This window comes from Kocuria nitroreducens (genome assembly GCF_042879195.1).
Taxonomy (GTDB): Bacteria; Actinomycetota; Actinomycetes; order Actinomycetales; family Micrococcaceae; genus Kocuria; species Kocuria nitroreducens.
On the sequence record NZ_JBHZTC010000007.1, the window covers coordinates 88262 to 108375 of the forward strand.

A 20114-nucleotide genomic window follows, 5' to 3' on the forward strand; every position below is an offset into this window, starting at 1 on the left:
GAGCCGCCCGGCACCCACCGGGAGGTCGCACCCCGAGAGGACCCCGGGCCCATGAGCACCAGCACCACCCCAGCGGCGACCACCACCCGCTTCCGGAGCCGCCCGGAGGGGCACGTCCTGGAGGCGCGGGGATTGAGCCGGTCCTTCGGCGGCCGGACCGTGGTCGAGGACGTCTCCTTCCGGGTCGAGCCCGGCCGGATGACCGGTTTCGTCGGCGCCAACGGCGCGGGCAAGACCACGACCATGCGGATGCTCATGGGCGTGCTGCGGGTCTCCTCCGGGGAGGTCCTGTGGGACGGCCGCCCCGCCACCGCGGCGGACCGCGCCGGCTTCGGGTACATGCCCGAGGAACGGGGGCTCTACCCCAAGCAGCCGGTGCTCGACCAGCTCGGCTACCTCGGCCGGCTCCACGGCATGGACCGCCGTGACGCCCTTGCCGAGGCCGGGCGGCTGCTGGAGCGCTTCGGCCTGGCCGACCGCGGGAGGGACAAGCTGGAGTCCCTCTCCCTCGGCAACCAGCAGCGCGTGCAGGTCGCCGCCGCGCTCCTGCACGGACCCGCCGCCCTCGTGCTGGACGAGCCGTTCTCCGGCCTCGACCCCGTGGCGGTGGACTCCATGGTCGAGCTGCTGCGCGAGCACATGGCCCAGGGCGTGCCCGTGCTCTTCTCGAGCCACCAGCTCGACCTCGTCGACCGGCTCTGCGACTCCCTGGTCGTCCTCTCCGGCGGACGGGTCCTGGCCGCCGGCACGGCCGAGGACCTGCGCCGCACCGGCCCCCGGCGGCACCGGCTGCGCTGCGAGCAGGACGCCGGCTGGGTGCGGGACCTGCAGGGCGTGCGCGTCGTCGACGTCGACGGACCGGCCGCGGTGCTCGAGCTCGACGACGACGACGCCCGCCGCCGCGTGCTCGAGGCCGCCGTGCCCCGCGGGCTCCTCGAGTTCGCCGAGATCGTCCCCGCCCTGTCCGACGTCTACCGCGAGGCCACCCGATGAGCACCCGACCGCCCGCCGCCCGTCCCTGGTGGATCGTCACGGCCCGCGAGATCTCCGTCAAGCTGCACGACCGGTCCTTCCTGCTCTCCACGGTGGTCACGGTGCTCCTCGTGGCCGCCTCGATCGCCGCCTCGGCCCTGTTCGGCGGCCGGGCCGCCGAATACGTCCTGGCGACCGCGGCGCCCGAGGCCGCGCCCGTCGCGGCGCGGGCAGCACAGGCGCTGGCCGAGAGCGGCGACGACACCCTCACCGTGCACTCCGCCGGCTCACCGGACGCGGCCCGCCGGGCGGTGACCGACGAGACCGCCGACGCCGCGCTGCTGCGGGGCCTCGACGGATGGACGGTGGTCGGCCAGGACGACGTCGATCCCGGGCTCGCCCGGGTCCTCGAGCAGGCGGTGGCCGAGGAGACCCTGGAGGCCAACGCTCGGGCCGCAGGGACGACCGCCGAGGAGCTCACGGCGGGCGCCGAGGTGCGCACCGAGCTGCTGTCCGGCGGGCCGGACCGCGGCCCCGCGCGGCTCGTCGTGGGCTTCGTCTTCGCGTTCCTGTTCTACCTGGCCGCCATCCTCTTCGGCATGGCCATCGCCAACTCCGTGCTCGAGGAGAAGCAGAACCGTGTCGTGGAGATCCTGGCCACCGCAGTCCCGGTCCGGCAGCTGCTCTACGGCAAGGTGCTCGGCAACTCCCTGCTCGCGTTCGCGCAGATCGGGCTCTACGCGGCGGTCGGCCTCGTCGGCGTCAACGTCACGGGCGCCGCCGCGGACGTCGGCTGGATCCTCGCCGCCTCCGGCTGGTTCGTGGCCTTCTTCGTGGCGGGCTTCGCCGCCCAGGCCTCCGTCTGGGCGGTCCTCGGCTCCCTGGCCTCCCGCTCCGAGGACCTCCAGACGAACACCGGGCCGATCATGACCGTGCTCATCGGAGCCCTCTTCGTGGGCCTCTACGCCGAGGGAGCGTGGCTCACGGCCGCGTCCTTCGTGCCGGTCGTCTCCTCGGTGGCCATGCCCATCCGGATGCTGGACGGGGGCGTGGCCTGGTGGCAGCCCGTGCTGTCCCTCGCGGTCGCCCTCGCCGCTGCCTGGGTGCTGCTGCGCCTCGGGGAGCGGATCTACCAGCGCGCCGTGTTCCAGGGCGGACGCTCCCTCACGTGGCGGGAGGCGGCGCGCCTCGAGCAGTGAACGGGCCGTGCGCCGTACGGACTTGACGACGTCTGGCATACTGGACGGGTACTCGATGCGTGCGGTCCCTCTCGCCGCACGTTTCTCGTGTCCACAGAACCCCTGTGACCGGCCCGCCCCACGGGAGCGAGACCAGGGCGTTCACCTCATCCCAGAACCAGGAGAGTCCACACCAGTGGCTGTTAAGATCCGTCTCAAGCGCATGGGCAAGATGCGCGATCCCCGTTACCGCGTCGTCGTCGTCGACTCCCGCAAGAAGCGCGACGGCCGCGTCATCGAGGAGATCGGCAAGTACCACCCCACCGAGCACCCCTCCTACATCGAGGTCGTCTCGGACCGGGCCCAGTACTGGCTCGGCGTCGGCGCCCAGCCGTCCGAGGCCGTCGCCGCCATCCTGAAGGTGACCGGCGACTGGCAGCGGTTCCAGGGCGAGGAGGGCGCCGAGGGCACCCTCCGGCGGCCCGAGCCCAAGGGCGAGTTCGTCGCCCCCGACAAGGGTTCCGTGATCGTCCCCGAGGCGATCACCCCCAAGGGCGAGAAGGCCGCCGAGCCCGCCGCCGGTGCCGACTCCGACGACGCCCCCGCGGCTGACGCCGAGAAGGCCGAGTAGTCATGCTCGCCGACGCGTTGGAGCACCTGGTCCGCGGGATCGTGGACAGCCCCGATGACGTCGACGTCCGTGTCAGGAGCGGGCGCCGGTCGGAGACCCTCGAGGTCCGGGTGCACCCCGACGACCTCGGGCGGGTCATCGGCCGCCAGGGCCGCACGGCCAAGGCGCTGCGCACCGTCGTGGGCGCGCTCGCCGAGGACGGCCCGGTCCGGATCGACGTCGTCGACACCGACCGCGCCCGCTGAGGCGCGCACCGGTCGCCCCGGCGTCCGGCTCCGCCGCCCGCACGGTCCCCGCATCCGCACCGGATGCGGGGACCGTCGGCTTTCCGCCTCCCTGCCACCGCACCCCGTCCCCGCGGCCACCCGGCCGCCGACCCCCAGGAGATCCATGAAGGTCCAGGTCGCCCGCGTCGGCAAGCCCCACGGCATCCGGGGCGAGGTCACCGTCCAGCTGTTCACCGACGCCCCGGAGGAGCGCTTCGCCCCCGGCGCCCGGCTGCTGCTCGAGCCGTCCGTCCCCCTCGCCCCCGAGGGCGTGGTCACCGTGCGCGGGGCGCGCTGGAACAAGGCCGTGCTCGTGGTGGCCCTCGAGGAGGTCCCCGACCGCAACGGCGCGGAGACCCTGCGCGGCACCCGCCTCTACGCCGAGGCGCTGGAGGAGGACCCCGAGGGCGACGAGTGGTACGAGCACGAGCTGGTCGGCCTCGAGGTGCGCACCGGCGCCGAGGACGGCTCGGGGCCGCGGATCGGCGTGGTCACCGGTCTGCGCACCCTGCCGGTCCAGGACCTGCTGGAGATCGAGCTCGACGAGGGCCGGCGCAAGGCCGTCCTGCCCTTCGTCGAGGAGATCGTGCCGGTTGTCGACCCCGAAGGGGGTTTCGTCGTGGTGACCCCGCCGCCGGGGCTGCTCGAGCTCGGCCTCGACGACAGGGAGCCCGATGGTGGGGACCCGGAGGACGGGGCGCCGGAGGACGGGCGCTGATGCGCATCGACGTCGTCAGCATCTTCCCCGAGTACCTCTCGGCCCTGGACCTCTCGCTCATCGGCAAGGCCCGGCAGCAGGGCCTCCTCGACCTGACCGTGTCGGACCTGCGCGAGTTCACGACGGACCGGCACCGCACCGTGGACGACACCCCCTACGGCGGCGGGGCCGGCATGGTCATGAAGCCGGAGCCGTGGGCCGCGGCGCTCGGGGCCGTTCTCGAAGGCGGTCCCGCGCCCGCGCCGGCTGCTGGTCCCGGGACCGCGGGGGAGCGGCCGGTGCTGGTCGTGCCCTCCCCGGCCGGTGAGGTCTTCACCCAGGCCACCGCCCGCGACCTGGCCCTGCGGGAGCATCTCGTCTTCGCGTGCGGGCGCTACGAGGGCATCGACGAGCGCGTCGTCGACTGGTCCCGGGAGCACTTCGAGGTCCGGCCCATGAGCCTCGGCGACTACGTCCTCAACGGCGGGGAGGTCGCCGTGCTGGCCATGGTCGAGGCCATCGGGCGGCTCGTGCCCGGCGTGGTCGGCAATCCCGAGTCCCTCGTGGAGGAGTCCCACGCGGACGGTCTGCTGGAGTACCCCGTCTACACCAAACCCGCGCTGTGGCGGGACCGGCCGGTCCCCGAGGTCCTGCTCTCGGGCCACCACGGCCGGATCGCGCGGTGGCGGCGGGACCGGCAGCTGCAGCGCACCGCGGCCCGCCGCCCCGACCTCGTCTCGTCCCTCGACCCGGCGGGCCTGGACCGTGCGGACCGCGCCGTCCTGGCCGAGGTGGGCTGGGTCGTCTCGGGCGCACGCGTGGTGCGCGCCGGGGACGGCGCCCGCGGGCAACCTGTGGCATAATGTTCAGCTGTGTGTCTGCTGGGCACGCCCCTGCCGCAGGGGGATGAGCGACCAACAGCCGGACACCCGGGAACCCCGCACGGGGCACCTGTCACCACGTCTTGCGGATTCCGCACCCGGAACGGGCACCGACCCGCCGCCACGGATCCGTGCCGACCCACGTGAACGACCTGCGGCGTTCACCAGGAGAGCCAGCATGAACATTCTCGACCAGCTCGACGCCAAGTCGCTGCGCAGCGACGTCCCCGACTTCCGTCCGGGCGACACCCTCAACGTGCACGTCAACATCGTCGAGGGCAGCCGCTCCCGTGTCCAGGTCTTCAAGGGCTTCGTCCTCGGCCGCCAGGGCGCCGGCGTGCACGAGACCTTCACCGTCCGCAAGGTCTCCTTCGGCGTGGGCGTGGAGCGCACCTTCCCGGTGCACTCCCCGGTCATCGACAAGATCGAGGTCGTCACCCGCGGTGACGTCCGCCGCGCGAAGCTCTACTACATGCGCGACCGCCACGGCAAGGCTGCTCGCATCCGCGAGAAGCGCGACAACACCACGGCCAAGTCCTCGAAGTCCGGCAAGGCCGTCAAGTCCGGCAAGTCCGGCAAGTAGGACTGCGCGCGCTTCGGTGCCCACCGGAACCCGCGCACGGGACACCCGCACCACCGGGTCCCACGCCGTTCGGCGAGAACGCCAGCCCCGTGCTCGGGGCTGGCGTTCCGTCGTCCTCGCCCTCCTGGTGGCCGTGCTGGTCACCGGTCTGCTGCGCGCCTTCGTGGTGGACGTCTACTGGATCGGGTCGGACTCGATGCAGCCCACGGTCGAACCGGGGGACCGGGTGCTCGTGGGCAAGCTCGTCGACGAGACCGGCCTCGAACGGGGCGACCTCGTGGTCTTCGACGGGCGGGGAAGCTTCGTCCCGCTGCGCAGCGAGGACCCGTGGCCCGCGCAGGTCCTGCAGAGCCTCGGCCGGTGGAGCGGGCTCACCGGCTCGGACAGCGTGTACCTCAAGCGCGTCATCGGCATTCCGGGGGACACCGTCGCCTGCTGCGGTCCCTCCGGTCGTCTCGAGGTCGACGGCGAGGAGATCACCGAGGACTACGTCCTCGACGGCGACCGCCCCAGCGAGGTCGAGTTCACGGCGGTGGTCCCCGAGGGCCGGCTCTGGCTGATGGGTGACCACCGGTCGGTGTCGGTGGACTCCCGAAGTCTGCTCGGCGCGCCCGGTGGGGGACTGGTCCGAGCGGATAAGGTCATCGGAGAACCCCTTGCTGTTCTGTGGCCCCGGGACCGGGCCGGGCAGCTCTGACGGGATCCGCACGAATCCGGATCCGGACGCCCACCGGCGTCCGCCCAGGAAGGACGAGAGCAGTGGCTGACAGGACCCAGCCCGCCGGCGACGGCGTGCCCCAGGAGAACCACGGCGTCCCGAGCGACGCCGCCGTTCCCGTCCCGGCAGCGCCCACCGCCGGTGCGGAGCGCGCCACCGTCCCCCTCGACGGCACCGAGGACGGGCAGGACGCGGCGTCCGGGCGCCGCGCCGGCCGGCGCTCGGCGTCCGGGCGCTCCCGCAAGAAGCGTCCCGACACGCTCTGGGGCTCGGTCCGGGAGATCCTCCTCGTGCTGGTCTGGGCCGTGCTCATCGCCTTCGTCGTGAAGACCCTCCTCGTGCGGGGGTTCTACATCCCGTCCGGGTCGATGGAGAACACCCTCCAGCTCAACGACCGCATCTTCGTGAACGTGCTCGAGCCCACCTTCGGGCCCCTCGAGCGCGGCGACATCGTGGTCTTCGAGGACGCCAAGGGCTGGCTCCCCGCGCAGCCCGACAGCGGGGGCGGCCCCACCGACGCCGTCTACGACGCCCTGGCCTTCGTCGGCGTGCTGCCCGACCGCACCGACCAGCACCTCATCAAGCGCGTCATCGGGGTCGGGGGCGACACCGTGGTCTGCTGCGACGCCTCGGGGCAGGTCACGGTCAACGGCGAGCCCCTCGAGGAGCAGGACGCCTACCTCCACCCCGGGTCCGCGCCCTCGGACTTCGAGTTCGAGGTCGAGGTTCCCGAGAACCACTACTTCGTGCTGGGCGACCACCGGGACGCGTCCGCCGACGCCCGGGTGCACCTGGCCGAGATCGCGGACAACGGTGCGTTCATCAGCCACGACGACGTCGTGGGCACCGCGTTCGTCATCGCCTGGCCGCTCGACCGGTTCCAGCTGCTGCAGAACCCGGACGAGGTCTTCGCGGATGTCGCCGACCGGTCCACCGGTGGCTCCTGAGTCCCGGCGGGCCCGGCGGGCCCGGCGCGCGGCGCCGACACGGGGCCGGGCCCCGGGTCTCGGGGTCGAGCGGTCCCTGCAGGAGCCGGACGGGCGCCTCGTGGGCGGGATGGACGAAGTGGGCCGCGGGGCCCTCGCCGGACCGGTCACCGCCGGACTGGTCGTCCTGCGTCCCGGCACGGAGCGCGGCGTTGCCGGGCTGCGGGACAGCAAGCTGCTCAGCCCCGCCCGGCGCGAAGCGCTCGTCCCGCGCATCCTCGCGTGGTGCGCGGCCGTCGGCATCGGCCATGCCTCGCCGCAGGAGATCGACGGACTCGGCCTGACGGCCGCGCTGCGTCTCGCCGGACGCCGGGCGATCGCGGCTGCCGCGCAGCACGGGGGCGCGCCGCCCGAGGTCGTGCTCCTGGACGGAGGCCACGACTGGCTCTCGCTCCCGCAGGATGCCTTCCCGGCCGGCGCCGCCGGGCCGGATCCCGCTTCCGGGCCCGACTGGGCCGGGACCGTGGTGACCCGGGTCCGGGCGGACCTGACGTGCGCGTCCGTCGCCGCGGCCAGCGTGCTCGCCAAGGTGGAGCGGGACCGGATCATGGGCGAGCTCTCGGACGGGTGGCCGCAGTACGGTTGGGACGGCAACAAGGGCTACGGCGCCGCCCGGCACCGCCGCGCCCTCCAGGAGCACGGGACCACGCCGCACCACCGGCTCAGCTGGCGGCTCACGCAGGCGCCGCCCACGGCCGGGCCCGGCACGATCGGAGAGGGGACGACATGAGCGCCGAAGAGCTCGAGAACTTCGAGACGGACCTCGAGCTGCAGCTGTACCGCGAGTACCGGGACGTCGCCGGGCTCTTCCAGTTCGTGGTGGAGACGGACCGGCGGTTCTACCTGGCCAACTCGGTCAGGATCGAGCCGGTCGAGACGCAGAACGGGCTCTACTTCGACGTGGAGCTCAAGGACGCCTGGGTGTGGGACGTCTACCGCTCCGCCCGGTTCGTGAAGCACGTGCACGTCATGAGCTTCAAGGACGTCAACGTGGAGGAGCTCGCCCACGCGGACCCTTTCTCCGTGCCGGGCGCGGCCGGGCCCGTGCCGGAGGGCCCCGCGGCATCCTGATCCGCCCTGCACACGGCGTCCGGGACCCGGCGGCGGGCGGCCGTCCCGGCGCACGCTGGGGCACCTGCCCGGCTGCTGCCGGGACGGCCGCCGACCGAGGAGGTGTCCCGTGCCCGAGGGACTGGGCGAGCGCGGCGAACGGCTGGCGGCCGCCCACCTCGAGACGCGGGGGTATCACGTGCTGGAGCGCAACTGGCGCGCACGGCCCTCGCGGGACGGCCTGCGGGGGGAGGCCGACCTCGTCGCGGAGCACGAGGGATGGGTGGTCGTCGTCGAGGTGAAGACCCGATCGAGCCTGCGTTACGGGCATCCGCTCGAGTCCATTACGCGGCAGAAGATCGACCGTCTGCACCGCCTGGCGGCCGCCTGGGCACGGGCCCACGACCGCGATCCCCGGGTGATCAGGGTCGATGCCGTTGCAATTACTTTCGCACACGACGGGGTGCCCGGGATCGAGGTCCTGCAGCAGATCCAATGAGACGCGCCGCGCCAGCGACCCACGTGACATGCCTCGTGCGACGTGCCACTGTTGAACCGTCGATATCCGGGAGAACGACGGAGGTGTGCTGTGGTCGCTGCGGGACCGCTCGCCGCTCCACGACGCGCCGCGGCTCTTGCGGCAGCCGTCGCGCTGACCGCCACCGGGTGCGGCGTGCTGAAGGCCTCGGAGCCCGACACGCTCGCGCAACCGGGCACCGTGACCACCGCGCCCAGCGGGCTCAGCCCGGGCCCCTACGCCCTCACCACCGACGAGGGCGCGGTCATCACCTTCGACCTGCCCACCGTGCCGGCCCCGGACGACGAGGTCGAGCAGCTGCGGCGAGACCTGGACGTGGAACCGGTGACCTACGTCGAGCTGCACATCGACAACACCGAGGGTGCCCGCACCGTGCAGATCGACGACCTCAAGGTGATCAGCCACGAGGGCGGGCAGTTCCCGTTCGAGCCGGTCGCCGAGGTCCTGGTCGACTGGGACCCCAACCGCTCCGGGGAGGGCGACTTCTGGAGCGCCGACGGCTCACGCCTGGAACCGCAGGAGGGCGCCCGGCTCGATGCCCGCACGAACGAGCTGATCGCCCGGTACACCGGGGCCGTACCGGTCGGTGCCACCGGCCGTGAGCTCATGGTCGGCGACTTCGAGGGCCTCCCTCGGACCTTCGACGACGTCGAGCTGTCCCCGTATCCGAACGACCGCTCCCAGGACCCGGCCCCGGTGGGGCACGGACCGGAGCAGCGCCAGTACCGGGCGGGAGCGCCGAGCACGGAGCCGCGGGAGAGGATCGAGGCGGAGCCGGTGCCGGCACCGGCAGCACCGGAACCCGCTCGGCCCGCCGCGCAGCCCCCGCAGGTGCCGGCCGCGCCGGCCACCGCCGAGCCCGCACCGGCCCCCGACCCGGAGCCCGTGTACTCGCCCGACTGCGCGGACCCGGCGCAGCCGTCCGGGCCCGTGCAGGAGGCGGCCTGGAACGCGGTCTGCGCCCCGGTCGTCGAGCCGCCGCCCGCACCGGCACCCGCGCCCACCCCGCAGCCCACCACCGGCCCGATCGTGGAACCCCCTCCGACTCCCACACCCACGCCCACGCAGCCCCCGGCCGGCACCGCAGGGAACAACGGCGAGGGCACGGAGTCGGGCGGCCCCACGGCCGGCGCGTCGGCCTCACCCTCGTCGAGCCCCACCTGGCGCCGGAACTGGCCTCCGCGCCCGGAGCCCACGCCGACGCCCGCGCCGACATCCACGCCGACGTCCACGCCGACGTCCACGCCGACGTCCACGCCTTCGGGCTCAGCCGGCACTCCGTCGCCCACTCCGTCGCCCACCGCGACGTCGGAGCCTCCACCCGCGCTCCCCAGCGAGGCCGAGCTGGCCTGATCCTGCGGTCTTCTCCACCGCCGGGCGGATCGGTCTGCCGCCCGGCGCCTTGGTTGCCCAGCATGGGGGCCAGGAGGTCCCCATGCACCGTCGTCGTTGCCATCCGTCCCCTGTCCCCGGGCGCCGCCCACGGGATCCGTCCGCACCCGGCTCGGGGGTGCGCTGATGGGCTTCGCGCGCACCTGGGCGGTGGCTCTCGTCGGGCTGGACGGGTCGATGGTGGAGGTCGAGGCGGACATCGGCCAGACCCTCCCGGCGTTCACCATCGTGGGTCTGCCGGACGCGGCGCTCAACGAGGCCAGGGAACGGCTGCGGGCGGCGGCGCGCAACAGCGGGACGCCCCTGAGCCCGCGCAAGCTCACCGTGAACCTGACCCCGGCGACCTTGCCCAAGCGCGGATCGCTGTTCGATCTCGCGATCGTGATGAGCGCCCTGCAGGCCGCCGGTGACGTGCCCGCCACCGGGCGGACCGTGTTCCTGGCCGAGCTGGGCCTGGACGGGGCGCTGCGGCCGGTGCGCGGCATCCTGCCGGCGGTCATGGCGGCCGTGCGCGCCGGGCACGAGCGCATCGTCGTGTCCGCGGCCAACGCGGATGAGGCGGCACTGGTCCCCGGGGCGCGGGTGGAGGCCTTCGGCTGCCTCGCGGAGGTGCTCGCCGCCACAGGGGTGGATCCCGCGGGTCTGCGCCGACCGGCACCCGCGGGATTCGGACCGGGCGGGGCGGCGGCGGGCGGTGCCGGGCCGGACGGCGTCGTGACGGACCCGGCGCCGCACGCCGCACCGGATCTCGCCGACGTCGCCGGCCAGGCGGACGGCCGCCTGGCCCTGGAGATCGCCGCCGCGGGAGGGCACCACCTGCTCATGGTCGGCCCGCCCGGATCCGGCAAGACGATGCTCGCCGAGCGCCTCCCCGGCCTGCTTCCGGATCTCGAGGACGACGCCGCGATGGAGGTCACGGCCGTCCACTCCCTCTACCGGGCCGCCGGGCGGTGCACAGCCCTCATGCGGCGCCCTCCGTTCGAGGCGCCGCACCACACCGCCTCGACGGCAGCGCTGTTCGGGGGCGGTGCGGGGATCCCGCGGCCGGGCGCCGCCTCCCGGGCCCACCGCGGCGTCCTGTTCCTCGACGAGGCCCCCGAGTTCGACCGCGGCGTGATCGACGCGCTGCGCCAACCCCTCGAGAACGGCCGGATCGTGATCGACCGGTCCGCGGCCTCGGCCGTCTATCCGGCCCGCTTCCAGCTGGTGCTCGCGACGAATCCCTGCCCGTGCGGGCAGTCCGGGGGTCGCGGGGCCGACTGCACCTGCACCCCACGGGTGCGCCGCGGCTACTTCGGCAAGCTGAGCGGTCCGCTGCTGGACCGGGTGGACCTGCAGATCGCCGTACCGAAGGTCACCTACGGGGAGCTCGCCGCCGGGGCGGGTCAGGGGGAGAGCACGGCGGAGGTCGCCGTGCGCGTCGCCCGCGCGCGGGCGGCGCAGACGGAGCGCCTCCGGGGCCTGGGCCTGCGCACCAACGCCGAGCTCGGGGGGAGCCTCCTGCACGGCGCCCTGCGCCCTCCGCGGCCGGTCACCGCTCCGCTGGAGCGGGCCATGGACCGCGGCTCGCTGACCGCCCGCGGGCACCAGCGGGTGCTCCGCGTCGCCTGGACGCTGGCCGACCTCGAGGGCCGTGGCGTCCCGGTCCTCGACGACGTCGACACCGCGCTGTACTTCCGCGCCCTCGTACCGGCCTGAGCGCCGCCGCGTCCGCCCGTCCGCGACAGGAAGACCCCGTCATGCACTCCTCCCCGTCCGCCCCGCGCCCCGGCCACGACCCGCTGCTCCTGGCCCGGGCCGGGTTGTCCCGGCTCGTGGAGCCCACGGACCCCACCGCGATGCTCCTGCTGGCGGCGCTCGGACCGGTCGCCGCGCTCGAGATCGCCACGGGGGCACGCCCCATCGGTGCCGGGGAGCACCCGGTGTTCGTGCGCGCCGCTGCCGAGGCCGGATACGGTCCCCGGCAGGTCGACCTCCGGCGCGCGCTCGCCCGCTGGGCCCCCCGGGCGGCGGACCTCGACCCCTCCGAGGACCTGGCGGTGGCCGCCGGGGCGGGGGCGTGGTTCGCGATCCCCGAGGACCCCGACTGGCCCGCCGCGCTCGCCGACCTGGGCCTCTTCCAGCCGGTGGGCCTGTGGGGCCGCGGTGACCGACGGTTCCTCGGCTTCCCCGCCGCCCGCTCCGTCGCCGTCGTCGGCTCCCGGGACTGCTCGACCTACGGCCGGCAGGTCGCCCTGGACCTGGCCGGCGCCCTGGCCGCCCGCGGCTGGACGGTCGTCTCCGGCGGCGCCTACGGCATCGACCAGGCCGCGCACTCGGCCGCGCTGGCCACCGGCACCGCGCACCCGGCCACGGTGTCGGTCATGGCGTGCGGGATCGACCGCCTCTATCCGCCGGGCAACCACGGGCTGCTGCGCGGGGTCGAGTCCGCCGGGCTGCTGCTGGCCGAGGTCGCCCCGGGGTGCACGCCCAGCCGCTACCGCTTCCTGCAGCGCAACCGGATCATCGCGGCCCTCTCGGCCGGCACCGTGGTGGTCGAGGCCCGGTGGCGGTCGGGGGCGCAGAACACCGCCCACCACGCGGACGGGCTCAGCCGCCCGGTGGGTGCGGTGCCCGGCAGCGTCCACGCCGGCACCTCCGCCGGTTGCCACCGGCTGGTGCGGGAGGGCACCGCCGTCCTGGTCACGGACGTCGACGAGGTGCTCGAGCTGGTCCAGCCGCTCGGCGTTGCGCCGGCGCCCGACCGCCCCGCCCCGGTCTCCGTCGTCGACGGACTCCCCGACCGCGACCGCGTGCTCCTCGACGCGCTGCCCCTGACGGTGCGCAGCCGCCCGGACCATTTGTCCCGCGTCGCCGGACTGTCCGCCCGCGAGGTGCTGGGCGGGCTGCGCCGGCTCGAGGAGCGCGGCCTGGCGGAGGAGTCGGGGGAGGGCTGGCGCCGCCGTCGCTAGAATCACTCCATGACGAGCGACGCCGCCCCGCTGCCCCCGGCCGTGGTCCGGGCCCTGGAGCGGTACACGGACCACCTGGTGCACGAGCTGGCCCGGAGTCCCCGCACCGTGGACGCCTACTCGGGCGACCTCCGCGCGCTCTTCACCTGGCTGCACGCCCGGTACGGGGTCGCCGCGCCGGCCGCCGTGGAGCTGGACATGCTCCGGGCGTGGCTGGCCGCCCGGCACGCCGAGGGGGCGGGACGCTCGTCCATGGCTCGCTGGACGGCGTCGGTCCGCGGGTTCTTCGGCTGGGCGGCCGCCACAGGCCTACTGGGGGCAGATCCCAGTCTCCGGCTCGTCGCGCCCCGTCGCCGGCGCCACCTCCCGGACGTCGTGCCCGCCGACGGGATGCGGGATCTGCTCGACGACCTCGCCGCGCGGTCCACCGCGCCCGGGACCGGCGGCGCGGACGCGGCGCTCGTCGCCCGGGACCGCGCCCTCGTCGAGCTGCTCTACGCCACCGGCGCGCGGGTGGGCGAGCTCGCGGGCGCCGACGTCGACGACGTCGACCGCTCCCGCCGCGTCCTCACGGTGGTCGGCAAGGGCGACAAGCAGCGCACGGTTCCCTTCGGTGGCCCTGCCGACCAGGCGCTCGAGCTCTGGCTGGCCCGCCGGCCCGTCCTGGCGGCCGCGGGCAGCGGTCCGGCACTGTTCCTCGGCTCCCGGGGCGGTCGGATCGACGCCCGGCAGGTCCGGCGGGTCGTGGAGCGCGAGCTCGGCACCGTCCCCGACACCGCGGCGAGGGGTCCGCACGCCCTGCGGCACTCGGCGGCCACGCACCTCGTGGACGGCGGCGCCGACCTGCGCACCGTGCAGGAGCTGCTGGGGCACGCCTCCGTGGCGACCACCCAGATCTACACCCACGTCTCCGTGGACCGCCTGGGAACGGTCTACCGTCAGGCCCACCCCCGGGCCTGACCTGGGCACCGGAGCGGGATCGGAGGGCAACACGGCGCCCCGGGTTGACGCCCGTGGAATGTTTGCAGTTGAATGAGTGGCGTATTGTACTCGACGTACCGGACACGGCAACGAGCTGGGAACCGGCCGGCACGACGGGTGCGGCACCCGGTCGACCGGACGCCGTGCGGGCCTCGAATCCCCGCGGCGGGCGGAAACCCGGACAACAGCATCGTCCGGGTGCGGCACGATCGCCGCGACCCGGCGGGTGGGGCCGCTTCCGTGCAGGGCGTTGGGGAAGACGTACCTACACGACGGAGGAACAGGTCATGTCTTCACCCACCACGCGCGGAGTGCTGTACGTGCACTCGGCCCCGCGAGCCCTGTGCCCGCACATCCAGTGGGCACTGGAGTCGGTCGCGCGCCAGCGCACGGAACTCGAGTGGACCCAGCAGAACGCCGAGCCCGGATCCGTGCGCTCCGAGCTGGAGTGGTCCGGACCTGCCGGCACCGGAGCCCTCCTCGCCTCGGCGCTGCGCACGATGGGCCGCCTCCGGTTCGAGGTCACCGAGAACCCGTGCCGTGGCCACGACGGCGCCCGCTGGTCCTTCACCCCCGACCTCGGGATCTTCCACGCGACCACGGACGCCGCCGGCAACATCATGGTCTCCGAGGACCGGATCCGCTACGCCTACGAGACGGCGGCCGGCAACCCGCTGCTCGTCATCAACGAGCTCTCGCTCGCCCTGGGAGAGGCCTGGGACGAAGAGCTCGAGCCGTTCCGGCACGCCGCGGAGGGCGCACCGGTGCGCTGGTTGCACCGCGTCGGCTGAGGACCCACAGGCCCGCCCCGCCTCCGGGGGGCACGGGGCCTGCAGCACGCGGAGGGCCGTCCCGCAACCAGTGGGACGGCCCTCCGCGTGCGCCCGACGACGTGGGCTCGACAGGTGTGCGCTCAGACGGTGCGGAACGCGGCGACCGCGTTGTGACCGCCGAAACCGAAGGAGTTGGACACGGCCACGAACTCTCCGGAGGTGAGGTCGCGGGCGTCCGTGACCACGTCGAGGTCGATCTCCGGGTCCTGGTTCTCCAGGTTGATGGTGCACGGCGCGGTGCGGTGGTGGACGGCCAGCACGGTGAGCACGGCCTCCACGGCGCCCGAGCCGCCCAGGATGTGACCAGTCATCGACTTCGTCGCCGAAACGCACATGTCGTCCACGGCAGGGCCGAACGCACGGCGCAGGGCACCGGCCTCGGGGGCGTCTCCCCTGGGCGTCGAGGTCGCGTGGGCGTTGACGTGCTTGACGTCGGCCGGCTCGAACTCCCCGGTCTCCATGGCCTCGGCGAGGGCACGGGCCGCCCCGCGGCCCTCCTCGTCGGGTGCGGTGATGTGGTAGGCGTCCGCGGTGAGGCCAGCGCCGGCGAGCTCGGCGTAGATCCGTGCGCCGCGGGCCTTCGCGTGCTCCTCCGACTCGAGCACCACGGCCCCGGCGCCCTCGCCCATCACGAACCCGTCGCGGGCGGTGTCGTAGGGGCGGGAGGCGCGCTCGGGCTCGTCGTTGCGCTTCGACAGCGCCTGCATCGAGGCGAACGCCGCGATGGTCACGGGGTGGATCGCGGACTCGGCGCCGCCCACCACCACGAGGTCCGCCTTGCCGGAACGGATGAGGTTCATGCCCTGGTAGAAGGCCTCCGTGCCGGAGGCGCACGCCGAGACCGGCGTGATGGACGCGGCACGGGCCTTGAGGTCCATGCCGACGGCCGCGGCGTTGCCGTTGGGCATGAGCATGGGCACGGTCAGCGGCATGATCCGCCGGGCCCCGCGCTTCAGCAGGGTGTCGTAGGCGTCCAGCAGTGTCCAGACCCCGCCGATGCCGGTGCCGAAGGCCACGGCAAAGCGGTCCGGATCGACCTCGTCGGAGGACTCCGCGTTGTTGCCGGAGAAGCCGGCATCGGCCCACGCCTCACGGGCGGCGATGACGGAGAGCTGCCCCGACGGGTCCAAGCGCTTGGCCTCGACCCGGCTGAGCACCTCGCTCGCCGGGGTCGACACCGTCGCGGCGATCCGCACGCCGAGATCGTAGGTGTCCACCCAGTCGTGCTCGATGGCTCTCACGCCGGAGACGCCCGTGGTGGCGCTGCGCCACAGCTCGGGGACGGTGCCCCCGATCGGGGTGGTGGCACCGAGACCGGTGACGACTACTTTGCGGGTCATGACTGCACTTCCTCGTGTCCTGGGGTGAAGCGGCGGGCGGCCCGCCCGGTCGCGGGTCGGGCGGGGCGCGGCGGATCCTGCGGTCTGCCGCGCCCCGCACCGACCGGCCGGATCAGGCCTGGGCGTTGTCGATGAAGTTGACGGCGTCCTCGACGGTCTTGAGGTTCTTGACCTCTTCGTCGGGGATGGTCACGTCGAACTTCTCCTCGGCGTTGACCACGATGGTCATCATCGAGATGGAGTCGATGTCGAGGTCCTCGGTGAAGGACTTGTCCAGCTGGACGGCCTCGGTCTCGAGGCCGGTCTCCTCGTTGACGATCTCGGCCAGGCCGGTCAGGATCTCGTCTTTGCTCGCCATGGTGGCTTCCTTTCTCTGCGGCTGCCGGAGCAGCCGGTGGTGGCGTGCGCCCCGGGCAGGTGCCGGGTGCATCTGTCCCGGTCAGGCCGGAAGGCCGGGCCGGGGGACATCGGGTGTGCGGTTCAACCCTACGACGACTCGCAGGGGCCCGCGGCGGCACCGACACGTGGGCAGGACTCCGGGGCCCGGCCCGCGCCGGTGGAGGTCAGGGGAGGACGACGATCTGCGCCCCGTAGACGAGGCCGGCTCCGAAGCCGATCTGCAGGGCCAGCTTTCCGGACAGCTCCGGGTGCTCGGTCAGCAGGCGGTGCGTGGCGAGGGGCACGGACGCGGCGGACGTGTTGCCGGAGTCGGCGATGTCCCGGGCGATGACCACGGACTCGGGGAGCTTGAGCGTCTTGGCCATCTGGTCGATGATCCGCATGTTCGCCTGGTGGGGGATGAAGGCGCTCAGGTCCTCGGGCCGCACCCCGGCCACGTCCATGGCCTCCTGCGCCCGCTTGGCGACCTCCCAGGACGCCCACCGGAAGACCGTCTGGCCGTCCTGGCGCAGCGTCGGCCAGAGGGTGGCGTCCTCGCGCACCTCACCGGTCTCCGGGTCGAGGAGGTCGGGGGACTGGGACCGCTCGTGCCCCAGCTCCACCGCCCTGATGTCGGTGAGCGGGTGGGTCATCCGGATGGCGTCCCACTTGGAGCCGTCGGAGCCCCACACGGACGGCCCGATGCCGGGGGTGTCCGAGGGGCCGATGACCACGGCGCCCGCGCCGTCGCCGAGCAGGAACGAGATGGACCGCTCGCTGTTGTCGATGACGTCGGAGAGCTTCTCCACACCGATGACCAGCACGTAGTCGGCCGCTCCCGAGCGGACGAGGGCGTCCGCCTGGGCGACGCCGTAGCAGTAGCCGGCACAGGCGGCCGAGATGTCGAAGGCCGGCGCCGGGGTGGCGTCCAGACGGTCGGCCAGGGCCGCGGCGGCGGACGGGGTCAGGTAGGGGAAGGAGATCGTGGAGACGATGACCGCCCCGAGCTGCGCGGCCTCGATGCCGGCGTCGGCCAGCGCGTCCCGGGCGGCGTGCTCGGACATGTCGAGGACGCTCACGTCCTCGGCGGCGCGGTGCCGGGTCTTGATGCCGGTGCGCTGCTGGATCCACTCGTCCGAGGACTCGATCCACTGGCACACGTCGTCGTTGGTCACGACCACGTCCGGACGGTAGACGCCCAGGCCGAGGATCCGGGAGTGCGCGTTGGTCTGTTGCTGCTTCAGGGTCACCACGGGGGTCGTTGCTCCTTCGTGCGGCCGGGCGGGGCGGACGGGCCGGCTGGGTGGGGCGGAACGGCTGCTCCGGCCTCGGGACGGGCGGCGCACGAGGTGCGCGCGCGGACGTCAGTCAAGAATACTCTTGGCCTGCTCCAGCTCCGCCGCGGAGTTCACGGCGAGGGCCGGCACGCCTTTCATGCCGCGCTTGGCCAGACCGACGAGGGTGCCCGCCGGGGGCAGCTCGACCAGCTGCTCGACACCGCGCTCCAGGAAGGTCCGCGTGCACAGGTCCCAGCGCACGGGCCGGCACACCTGGGCCACGAGCGCCTCGAGGTTCTCGGCGCCGCCGGCCACGGGTCCGCCGTCGGCGTTGGAGAGCAGGGGGTGCACCGGCTCGGCGGGCGAGAGCCGGGGGACCAGCTCGCGCAGCGGCTCGAGGGCGGGGGCCATGTGCTCGGTGTGGAAGGCACCGGCCACCTTGAGGGGGACCACCCGGGCACGGGCCGGAGGGTCCTCGGCGAGCGCGGCCAGCTGCTCGAGGGTGCCTGCGGCCACCGTCTGCCCGCCCCCGTTGGCGTTCGCGGGCGTCAGGCCCGCGGCCTCGATGGCGGCGAGGACCTCGTCCTCCTTGCCCCCGAGCACAGCGCTCATGCCGGTGGGGGCGGCGGCGGCCGCCTGGGCCATGGCGTTGGCCCGGGTGCGCACGAAGGCCATGGCGTCGGCCTCGGTGAGGGCGCCGGCCAGGGCGGAGGCGGTGATCTCACCGACCGAGTGTCCCGCGAAGAGGAGGTCGTCCCGGCCGGGGCCGATCCGGTCGCCGAGCAGCCGGCCTGCCACGAGGCCCGCGGCCACGATGAGGGGCTGGGCCACCGCGGTGTCCTTGATGGTGTCCTCGTCGGCCTGGGTGCCGTAGTGCACGAGGTCGAGCCCCGCGGCCTCGCCCAGCTCCTCGAGGTGGGCGCGGACGCCGTCGAGGGCGAGCCAGTCGGTGAGAAAGCCGGGTTTCTGGGAGCCCTGTCCGGGGCAGACGATCGCGATCACCGCTACAGCTTCCCAAGGATGCGGCACTGTGCGGTGGCCCGGAGGGCACCAAGCGCGGCGGCGGTGTTTGTAGGGATGCTACAAGACCGGTCCCACGGCGGGGGCCGACGTGTCGATGGGAGCGCACGAGTCCGCGAGCCGGCCCGCCACGAGGGCGCAGTGCAGCACGAACGCGTCACGGGGGACCAGGGGGTCCCAGCCGGTGAGGTCGCTGATCCGGCGCAGCCGGTAGCGCACCGTGTTGGCGTGCACGAACAGCTCCCGGGCGGTGGCCTCGAGGGAGTGGCCGACGGAGACGTAGGCGGACAGGGTCTCCACGAGCCCGGTCGCGGAGCGCGTCAGCGGCCGGTACACCGACTCGACCATCGCCGTGCGCGCACTCTCGTCCCCGGCCATGGCCCGCTCCGGCCACAGGTCCTCGGAGTGCACGGGACGCGGCGCCGCGGGCCAGGCGGGTGCCACGGACAGGGCCGCGTGGGCGAGCCGGGCGGAGCGCCCTGCCGCGAAGACCGTGGGGGACTCCGGGCCGTAGGCCACCGGTCCCGGCCCGAAGGCGGCGGTCAGCTTCTCGAGGGCGAGGTCCCGGTCGGACAGCCCCCCGAGGATGAGCACGAGCCGGTCGCCCTGGATGGAGACGAGCGAGTCCTGCGCATGGCGGCCGGCGAGCCGCCGCAGCCGGGCCACGGTGGACGGGCCGGCGGCCTCGGGCGCGGAGCCCGTGAGCACGGTCACCGGGCCCGACGACGCCCACCCCAGGGCCGCGACGCGGGAGCGCAGCGAGTCGGAGTGCTCTCCCCGGAGGATCCCGTCGACCACGAGGGACTCCAGCCGGGCGTCCCACGACCCGCGGTTCTCGGCGGCGCGGGCGTAGACGTCGGCGGCGGCGAAGGCGATCTCCCGCGAGTAGCGCAGCACGGCCTCCCGCAGCGCGGCCTCGTCGTGGTGCTTGGCGAGCTCCGGGACCTTCTCCTCGACGACGTCGACGACGATCCGGAGCAGCTGCAGGGCGTGCTGGAGGGAGATGGAGCGGGTCAGGTCCGTGGGGGCGCCGCGGAAGACCTGGGTGAGCACCCACAGGGGTTCCTCCGGGTCCTCGTACCAGCGCACGAAGGAGGAGATGCCCCGCTGGGCCACGAGACCCAGCTCGGAGCGCTCGTCGGCGCGCAGCTCCTCGAACCAGCCGAGGTCCGTCTCGAGTCGGCGGGTCGCGACCGTGGAGATCGCGCCCAGGTTCGCCTTGAGGTTCTCGAGCGTCCTGGGATGGGGCGGGACCGCGGGGCGGGGCCGGTCGGTGGAGCGCCTGCGCGAGGGGCGCAGCCAGCGCGTCGTGGTGTTCCCGTCCTGTCCAGCCATGCCACCGAGCTTAGAGCACCGGATCGCCGCCCCCGACCCGACGACGACGGCGCCCCGCCCACCCGGACGCGGGTGGGCGGGGCGCCGTGGTGCACCGGAGGGCTGGG

22 protein-coding genes are annotated in these 20114 nt (G+C 74.1%); 17 read left to right on the forward strand and 5 right to left on the reverse strand.

What is annotated here, in order from left to right:
* Positions 1-51: 51 nt before the first annotated feature.
* From ACFYE1_RS06440 to ACFYE1_RS06520, 17 genes are all read left to right on the forward strand, one after another.
* Complete coding sequence (locus tag ACFYE1_RS06440) at positions 52-993, forward strand: ABC transporter ATP-binding protein (RefSeq protein WP_387741117.1); 942 nt, start codon at positions 52-54, stop codon at positions 991-993.
* A complete protein-coding gene (locus ACFYE1_RS06445) occupies positions 990-2171 on the forward strand; it encodes an ABC transporter permease (RefSeq protein WP_387741119.1) in 1182 nt (393 codons plus the stop codon). The genes ACFYE1_RS06440 and ACFYE1_RS06445 overlap by 4 nt, the downstream gene beginning before the upstream one ends.
* A gap of 175 nt (positions 2172-2346) precedes the next feature.
* Positions 2347-2781 carry a 30S ribosomal protein S16 gene (gene rpsP, locus ACFYE1_RS06450; protein ID WP_387741121.1) on the forward strand — a complete coding sequence of 145 codons (435 nt, stop codon included), beginning with the start codon at positions 2347-2349 and terminating at the stop codon, positions 2779-2781.
* A 2-nt stretch (positions 2782-2783) separates the two neighbouring features.
* On the forward strand, positions 2784-3026 hold the full coding sequence (locus ACFYE1_RS06455) for an RNA-binding protein (RefSeq protein WP_387741122.1): 243 nt from the start codon (positions 2784-2786) through the stop codon (positions 3024-3026).
* Positions 3027-3171: 145 nt separating this feature from the next.
* A complete protein-coding gene (gene rimM, locus ACFYE1_RS06460) occupies positions 3172-3765 on the forward strand; it encodes a ribosome maturation factor RimM (RefSeq protein ID WP_387741124.1) in 594 nt (197 codons plus the stop codon).
* The gene (gene trmD / locus ACFYE1_RS06465; RefSeq protein ID WP_387741126.1) at positions 3765-4607 is read left to right on the forward strand and encodes a tRNA (guanosine(37)-N1)-methyltransferase TrmD; all 843 of its coding nucleotides are present in this window, start codon (positions 3765-3767) and stop codon (positions 4605-4607) included. Before rimM ends, trmD begins: the two co-directional genes overlap by 1 nt.
* Positions 4608-4803: 196 nt before the next feature.
* Entirely contained in the window at positions 4804-5208 is a 405-nt protein-coding gene (rplS, locus tag ACFYE1_RS06470; RefSeq protein WP_387741128.1) for a 50S ribosomal protein L19, read from the forward strand.
* Between the two features lie 16 nt (positions 5209-5224).
* Positions 5225-5905, forward strand: a complete 681-nt coding sequence (lepB, locus tag ACFYE1_RS06475) for a signal peptidase I (RefSeq protein WP_387741130.1) — start codon at positions 5225-5227, stop codon at positions 5903-5905.
* Between the two features lie 62 nt (positions 5906-5967).
* On the forward strand, positions 5968-6873 hold the full coding sequence (gene lepB, locus ACFYE1_RS06480; RefSeq protein ID WP_387741132.1) for a signal peptidase I: 906 nt from the start codon (positions 5968-5970) through the stop codon (positions 6871-6873).
* Positions 6863-7642, forward strand: a complete 780-nt coding sequence (locus ACFYE1_RS06485) for a ribonuclease HII (RefSeq protein WP_387741134.1) — start codon at positions 6863-6865, stop codon at positions 7640-7642. The genes lepB (ACFYE1_RS06480) and ACFYE1_RS06485 overlap by 11 nt, the downstream gene beginning before the upstream one ends.
* Positions 7639-7983, forward strand: coding sequence for a DUF2469 domain-containing protein (locus ACFYE1_RS06490; protein WP_387741136.1), 345 nt, complete (start codon positions 7639-7641; stop codon positions 7981-7983). Before ACFYE1_RS06485 ends, ACFYE1_RS06490 begins: the two co-directional genes overlap by 4 nt.
* Before the next feature lie 109 nt (positions 7984-8092).
* Positions 8093-8461 carry a YraN family protein gene (locus tag ACFYE1_RS06495; RefSeq protein WP_387741138.1) on the forward strand — a complete coding sequence of 123 codons (369 nt, stop codon included), beginning with the start codon at positions 8093-8095 and terminating at the stop codon, positions 8459-8461.
* Between the two features lie 90 nt (positions 8462-8551).
* Positions 8552-9853 (forward strand): hypothetical protein, encoded by a 1302-nt coding sequence (locus ACFYE1_RS06500; RefSeq protein WP_387741140.1) that lies wholly within the window; start codon positions 8552-8554, stop codon positions 9851-9853.
* A 165-nt stretch (positions 9854-10018) separates the two neighbouring features.
* Positions 10019-11590, forward strand: coding sequence for a YifB family Mg chelatase-like AAA ATPase (locus tag ACFYE1_RS06505; RefSeq protein ID WP_387741142.1), 1572 nt, complete (start codon positions 10019-10021; stop codon positions 11588-11590).
* Positions 11591-11631: 41 nt separating this feature from the next.
* Positions 11632-12843 carry a DNA-processing protein DprA gene (locus ACFYE1_RS06510; RefSeq protein ID WP_387741144.1) on the forward strand — a complete coding sequence of 404 codons (1212 nt, stop codon included), beginning with the start codon at positions 11632-11634 and terminating at the stop codon, positions 12841-12843.
* Between the two features lie 9 nt (positions 12844-12852).
* A complete protein-coding gene (locus tag ACFYE1_RS06515) occupies positions 12853-13803 on the forward strand; it encodes a tyrosine recombinase XerC (protein ID WP_387741146.1) in 951 nt (316 codons plus the stop codon).
* A gap of 308 nt (positions 13804-14111) precedes the next feature.
* The gene (locus tag ACFYE1_RS06520; protein WP_387741148.1) at positions 14112-14615 is read left to right on the forward strand and encodes a DUF3145 domain-containing protein; all 504 of its coding nucleotides are present in this window, start codon (positions 14112-14114) and stop codon (positions 14613-14615) included.
* Positions 14616-14737: 122 nt separating this feature from the next.
* Here the strand turns inward: ACFYE1_RS06520 and ACFYE1_RS06525 are convergent, their stop codons facing one another.
* The 5 genes from ACFYE1_RS06525 to ACFYE1_RS06545 form a co-directional block, all read right to left on the reverse strand.
* Positions 14738-15997 (reverse strand): beta-ketoacyl-[acyl-carrier-protein] synthase family protein, encoded by a 1260-nt coding sequence (locus ACFYE1_RS06525; RefSeq protein ID WP_387741150.1) that lies wholly within the window; start codon positions 15995-15997, stop codon positions 14738-14740.
* A gap of 112 nt (positions 15998-16109) precedes the next feature.
* Positions 16110-16355 (reverse strand): acyl carrier protein, encoded by a 246-nt coding sequence (locus tag ACFYE1_RS06530; protein ID WP_387741151.1) that lies wholly within the window; start codon positions 16353-16355, stop codon positions 16110-16112.
* A 205-nt stretch (positions 16356-16560) separates the two neighbouring features.
* Positions 16561-17628, reverse strand: a complete 1068-nt coding sequence (locus ACFYE1_RS06535; protein ID WP_387741153.1) for a beta-ketoacyl-ACP synthase III — start codon at positions 17626-17628, stop codon at positions 16561-16563.
* Between the two features lie 111 nt (positions 17629-17739).
* Entirely contained in the window at positions 17740-18654 is a 915-nt protein-coding gene (locus tag ACFYE1_RS06540) for an ACP S-malonyltransferase (protein WP_387741155.1), read from the reverse strand.
* A gap of 78 nt (positions 18655-18732) precedes the next feature.
* On the reverse strand, positions 18733-20007 hold the full coding sequence (locus ACFYE1_RS06545; RefSeq protein WP_387741157.1) for a PucR family transcriptional regulator: 1275 nt from the start codon (positions 20005-20007) through the stop codon (positions 18733-18735).
* Between the last annotated feature and the right edge of the window lie 107 nt (positions 20008-20114).

Bases quoted from the DNA above. Each gene is read 5' to 3' on its own strand.
- ACFYE1_RS06440 (WP_387741117.1), top strand. From the start codon at position 52: ATGAGCACCAGCACCACCCCAGCGGCGACCACCACCCGCTTCCGGAGC.
- ACFYE1_RS06445 (WP_387741119.1), top strand. From the start codon at position 990: ATGAGCACCCGACCGCCCGCCGCCCGTCCCTGGTGGATCGTCACGGCC.
- ACFYE1_RS06455 (WP_387741122.1), top strand. From the start codon at position 2,784: ATGCTCGCCGACGCGTTGGAGCACCTGGTCCGCGGGATCGTGGACAGC.
- rimM (WP_387741124.1), top strand. From the start codon at position 3,172: ATGAAGGTCCAGGTCGCCCGCGTCGGCAAGCCCCACGGCATCCGGGGC.
- trmD (WP_387741126.1), top strand. From the start codon at position 3,765: ATGCGCATCGACGTCGTCAGCATCTTCCCCGAGTACCTCTCGGCCCTG.
- rplS (WP_387741128.1), top strand. From the start codon at position 4,804: ATGAACATTCTCGACCAGCTCGACGCCAAGTCGCTGCGCAGCGACGTC.
- ACFYE1_RS06490 (WP_387741136.1), top strand. From the start codon at position 7,639: ATGAGCGCCGAAGAGCTCGAGAACTTCGAGACGGACCTCGAGCTGCAG.
- ACFYE1_RS06505 (WP_387741142.1), top strand. From the start codon at position 10,019: ATGGGCTTCGCGCGCACCTGGGCGGTGGCTCTCGTCGGGCTGGACGGG.
- ACFYE1_RS06510 (WP_387741144.1), top strand. From the start codon at position 11,632: ATGCACTCCTCCCCGTCCGCCCCGCGCCCCGGCCACGACCCGCTGCTC.
- ACFYE1_RS06515 (WP_387741146.1), top strand. From the start codon at position 12,853: ATGACGAGCGACGCCGCCCCGCTGCCCCCGGCCGTGGTCCGGGCCCTG.
- ACFYE1_RS06520 (WP_387741148.1), top strand. From the start codon at position 14,112: ATGTCTTCACCCACCACGCGCGGAGTGCTGTACGTGCACTCGGCCCCG.
- ACFYE1_RS06525 (WP_387741150.1), bottom strand. From the start codon at position 15,997: ATGACCCGCAAAGTAGTCGTCACCGGTCTCGGTGCCACCACCCCGATC.
- ACFYE1_RS06530 (WP_387741151.1), bottom strand. From the start codon at position 16,355: ATGGCGAGCAAAGACGAGATCCTGACCGGCCTGGCCGAGATCGTCAAC.
- ACFYE1_RS06545 (WP_387741157.1), bottom strand. From the start codon at position 20,007: ATGGCTGGACAGGACGGGAACACCACGACGCGCTGGCTGCGCCCCTCG.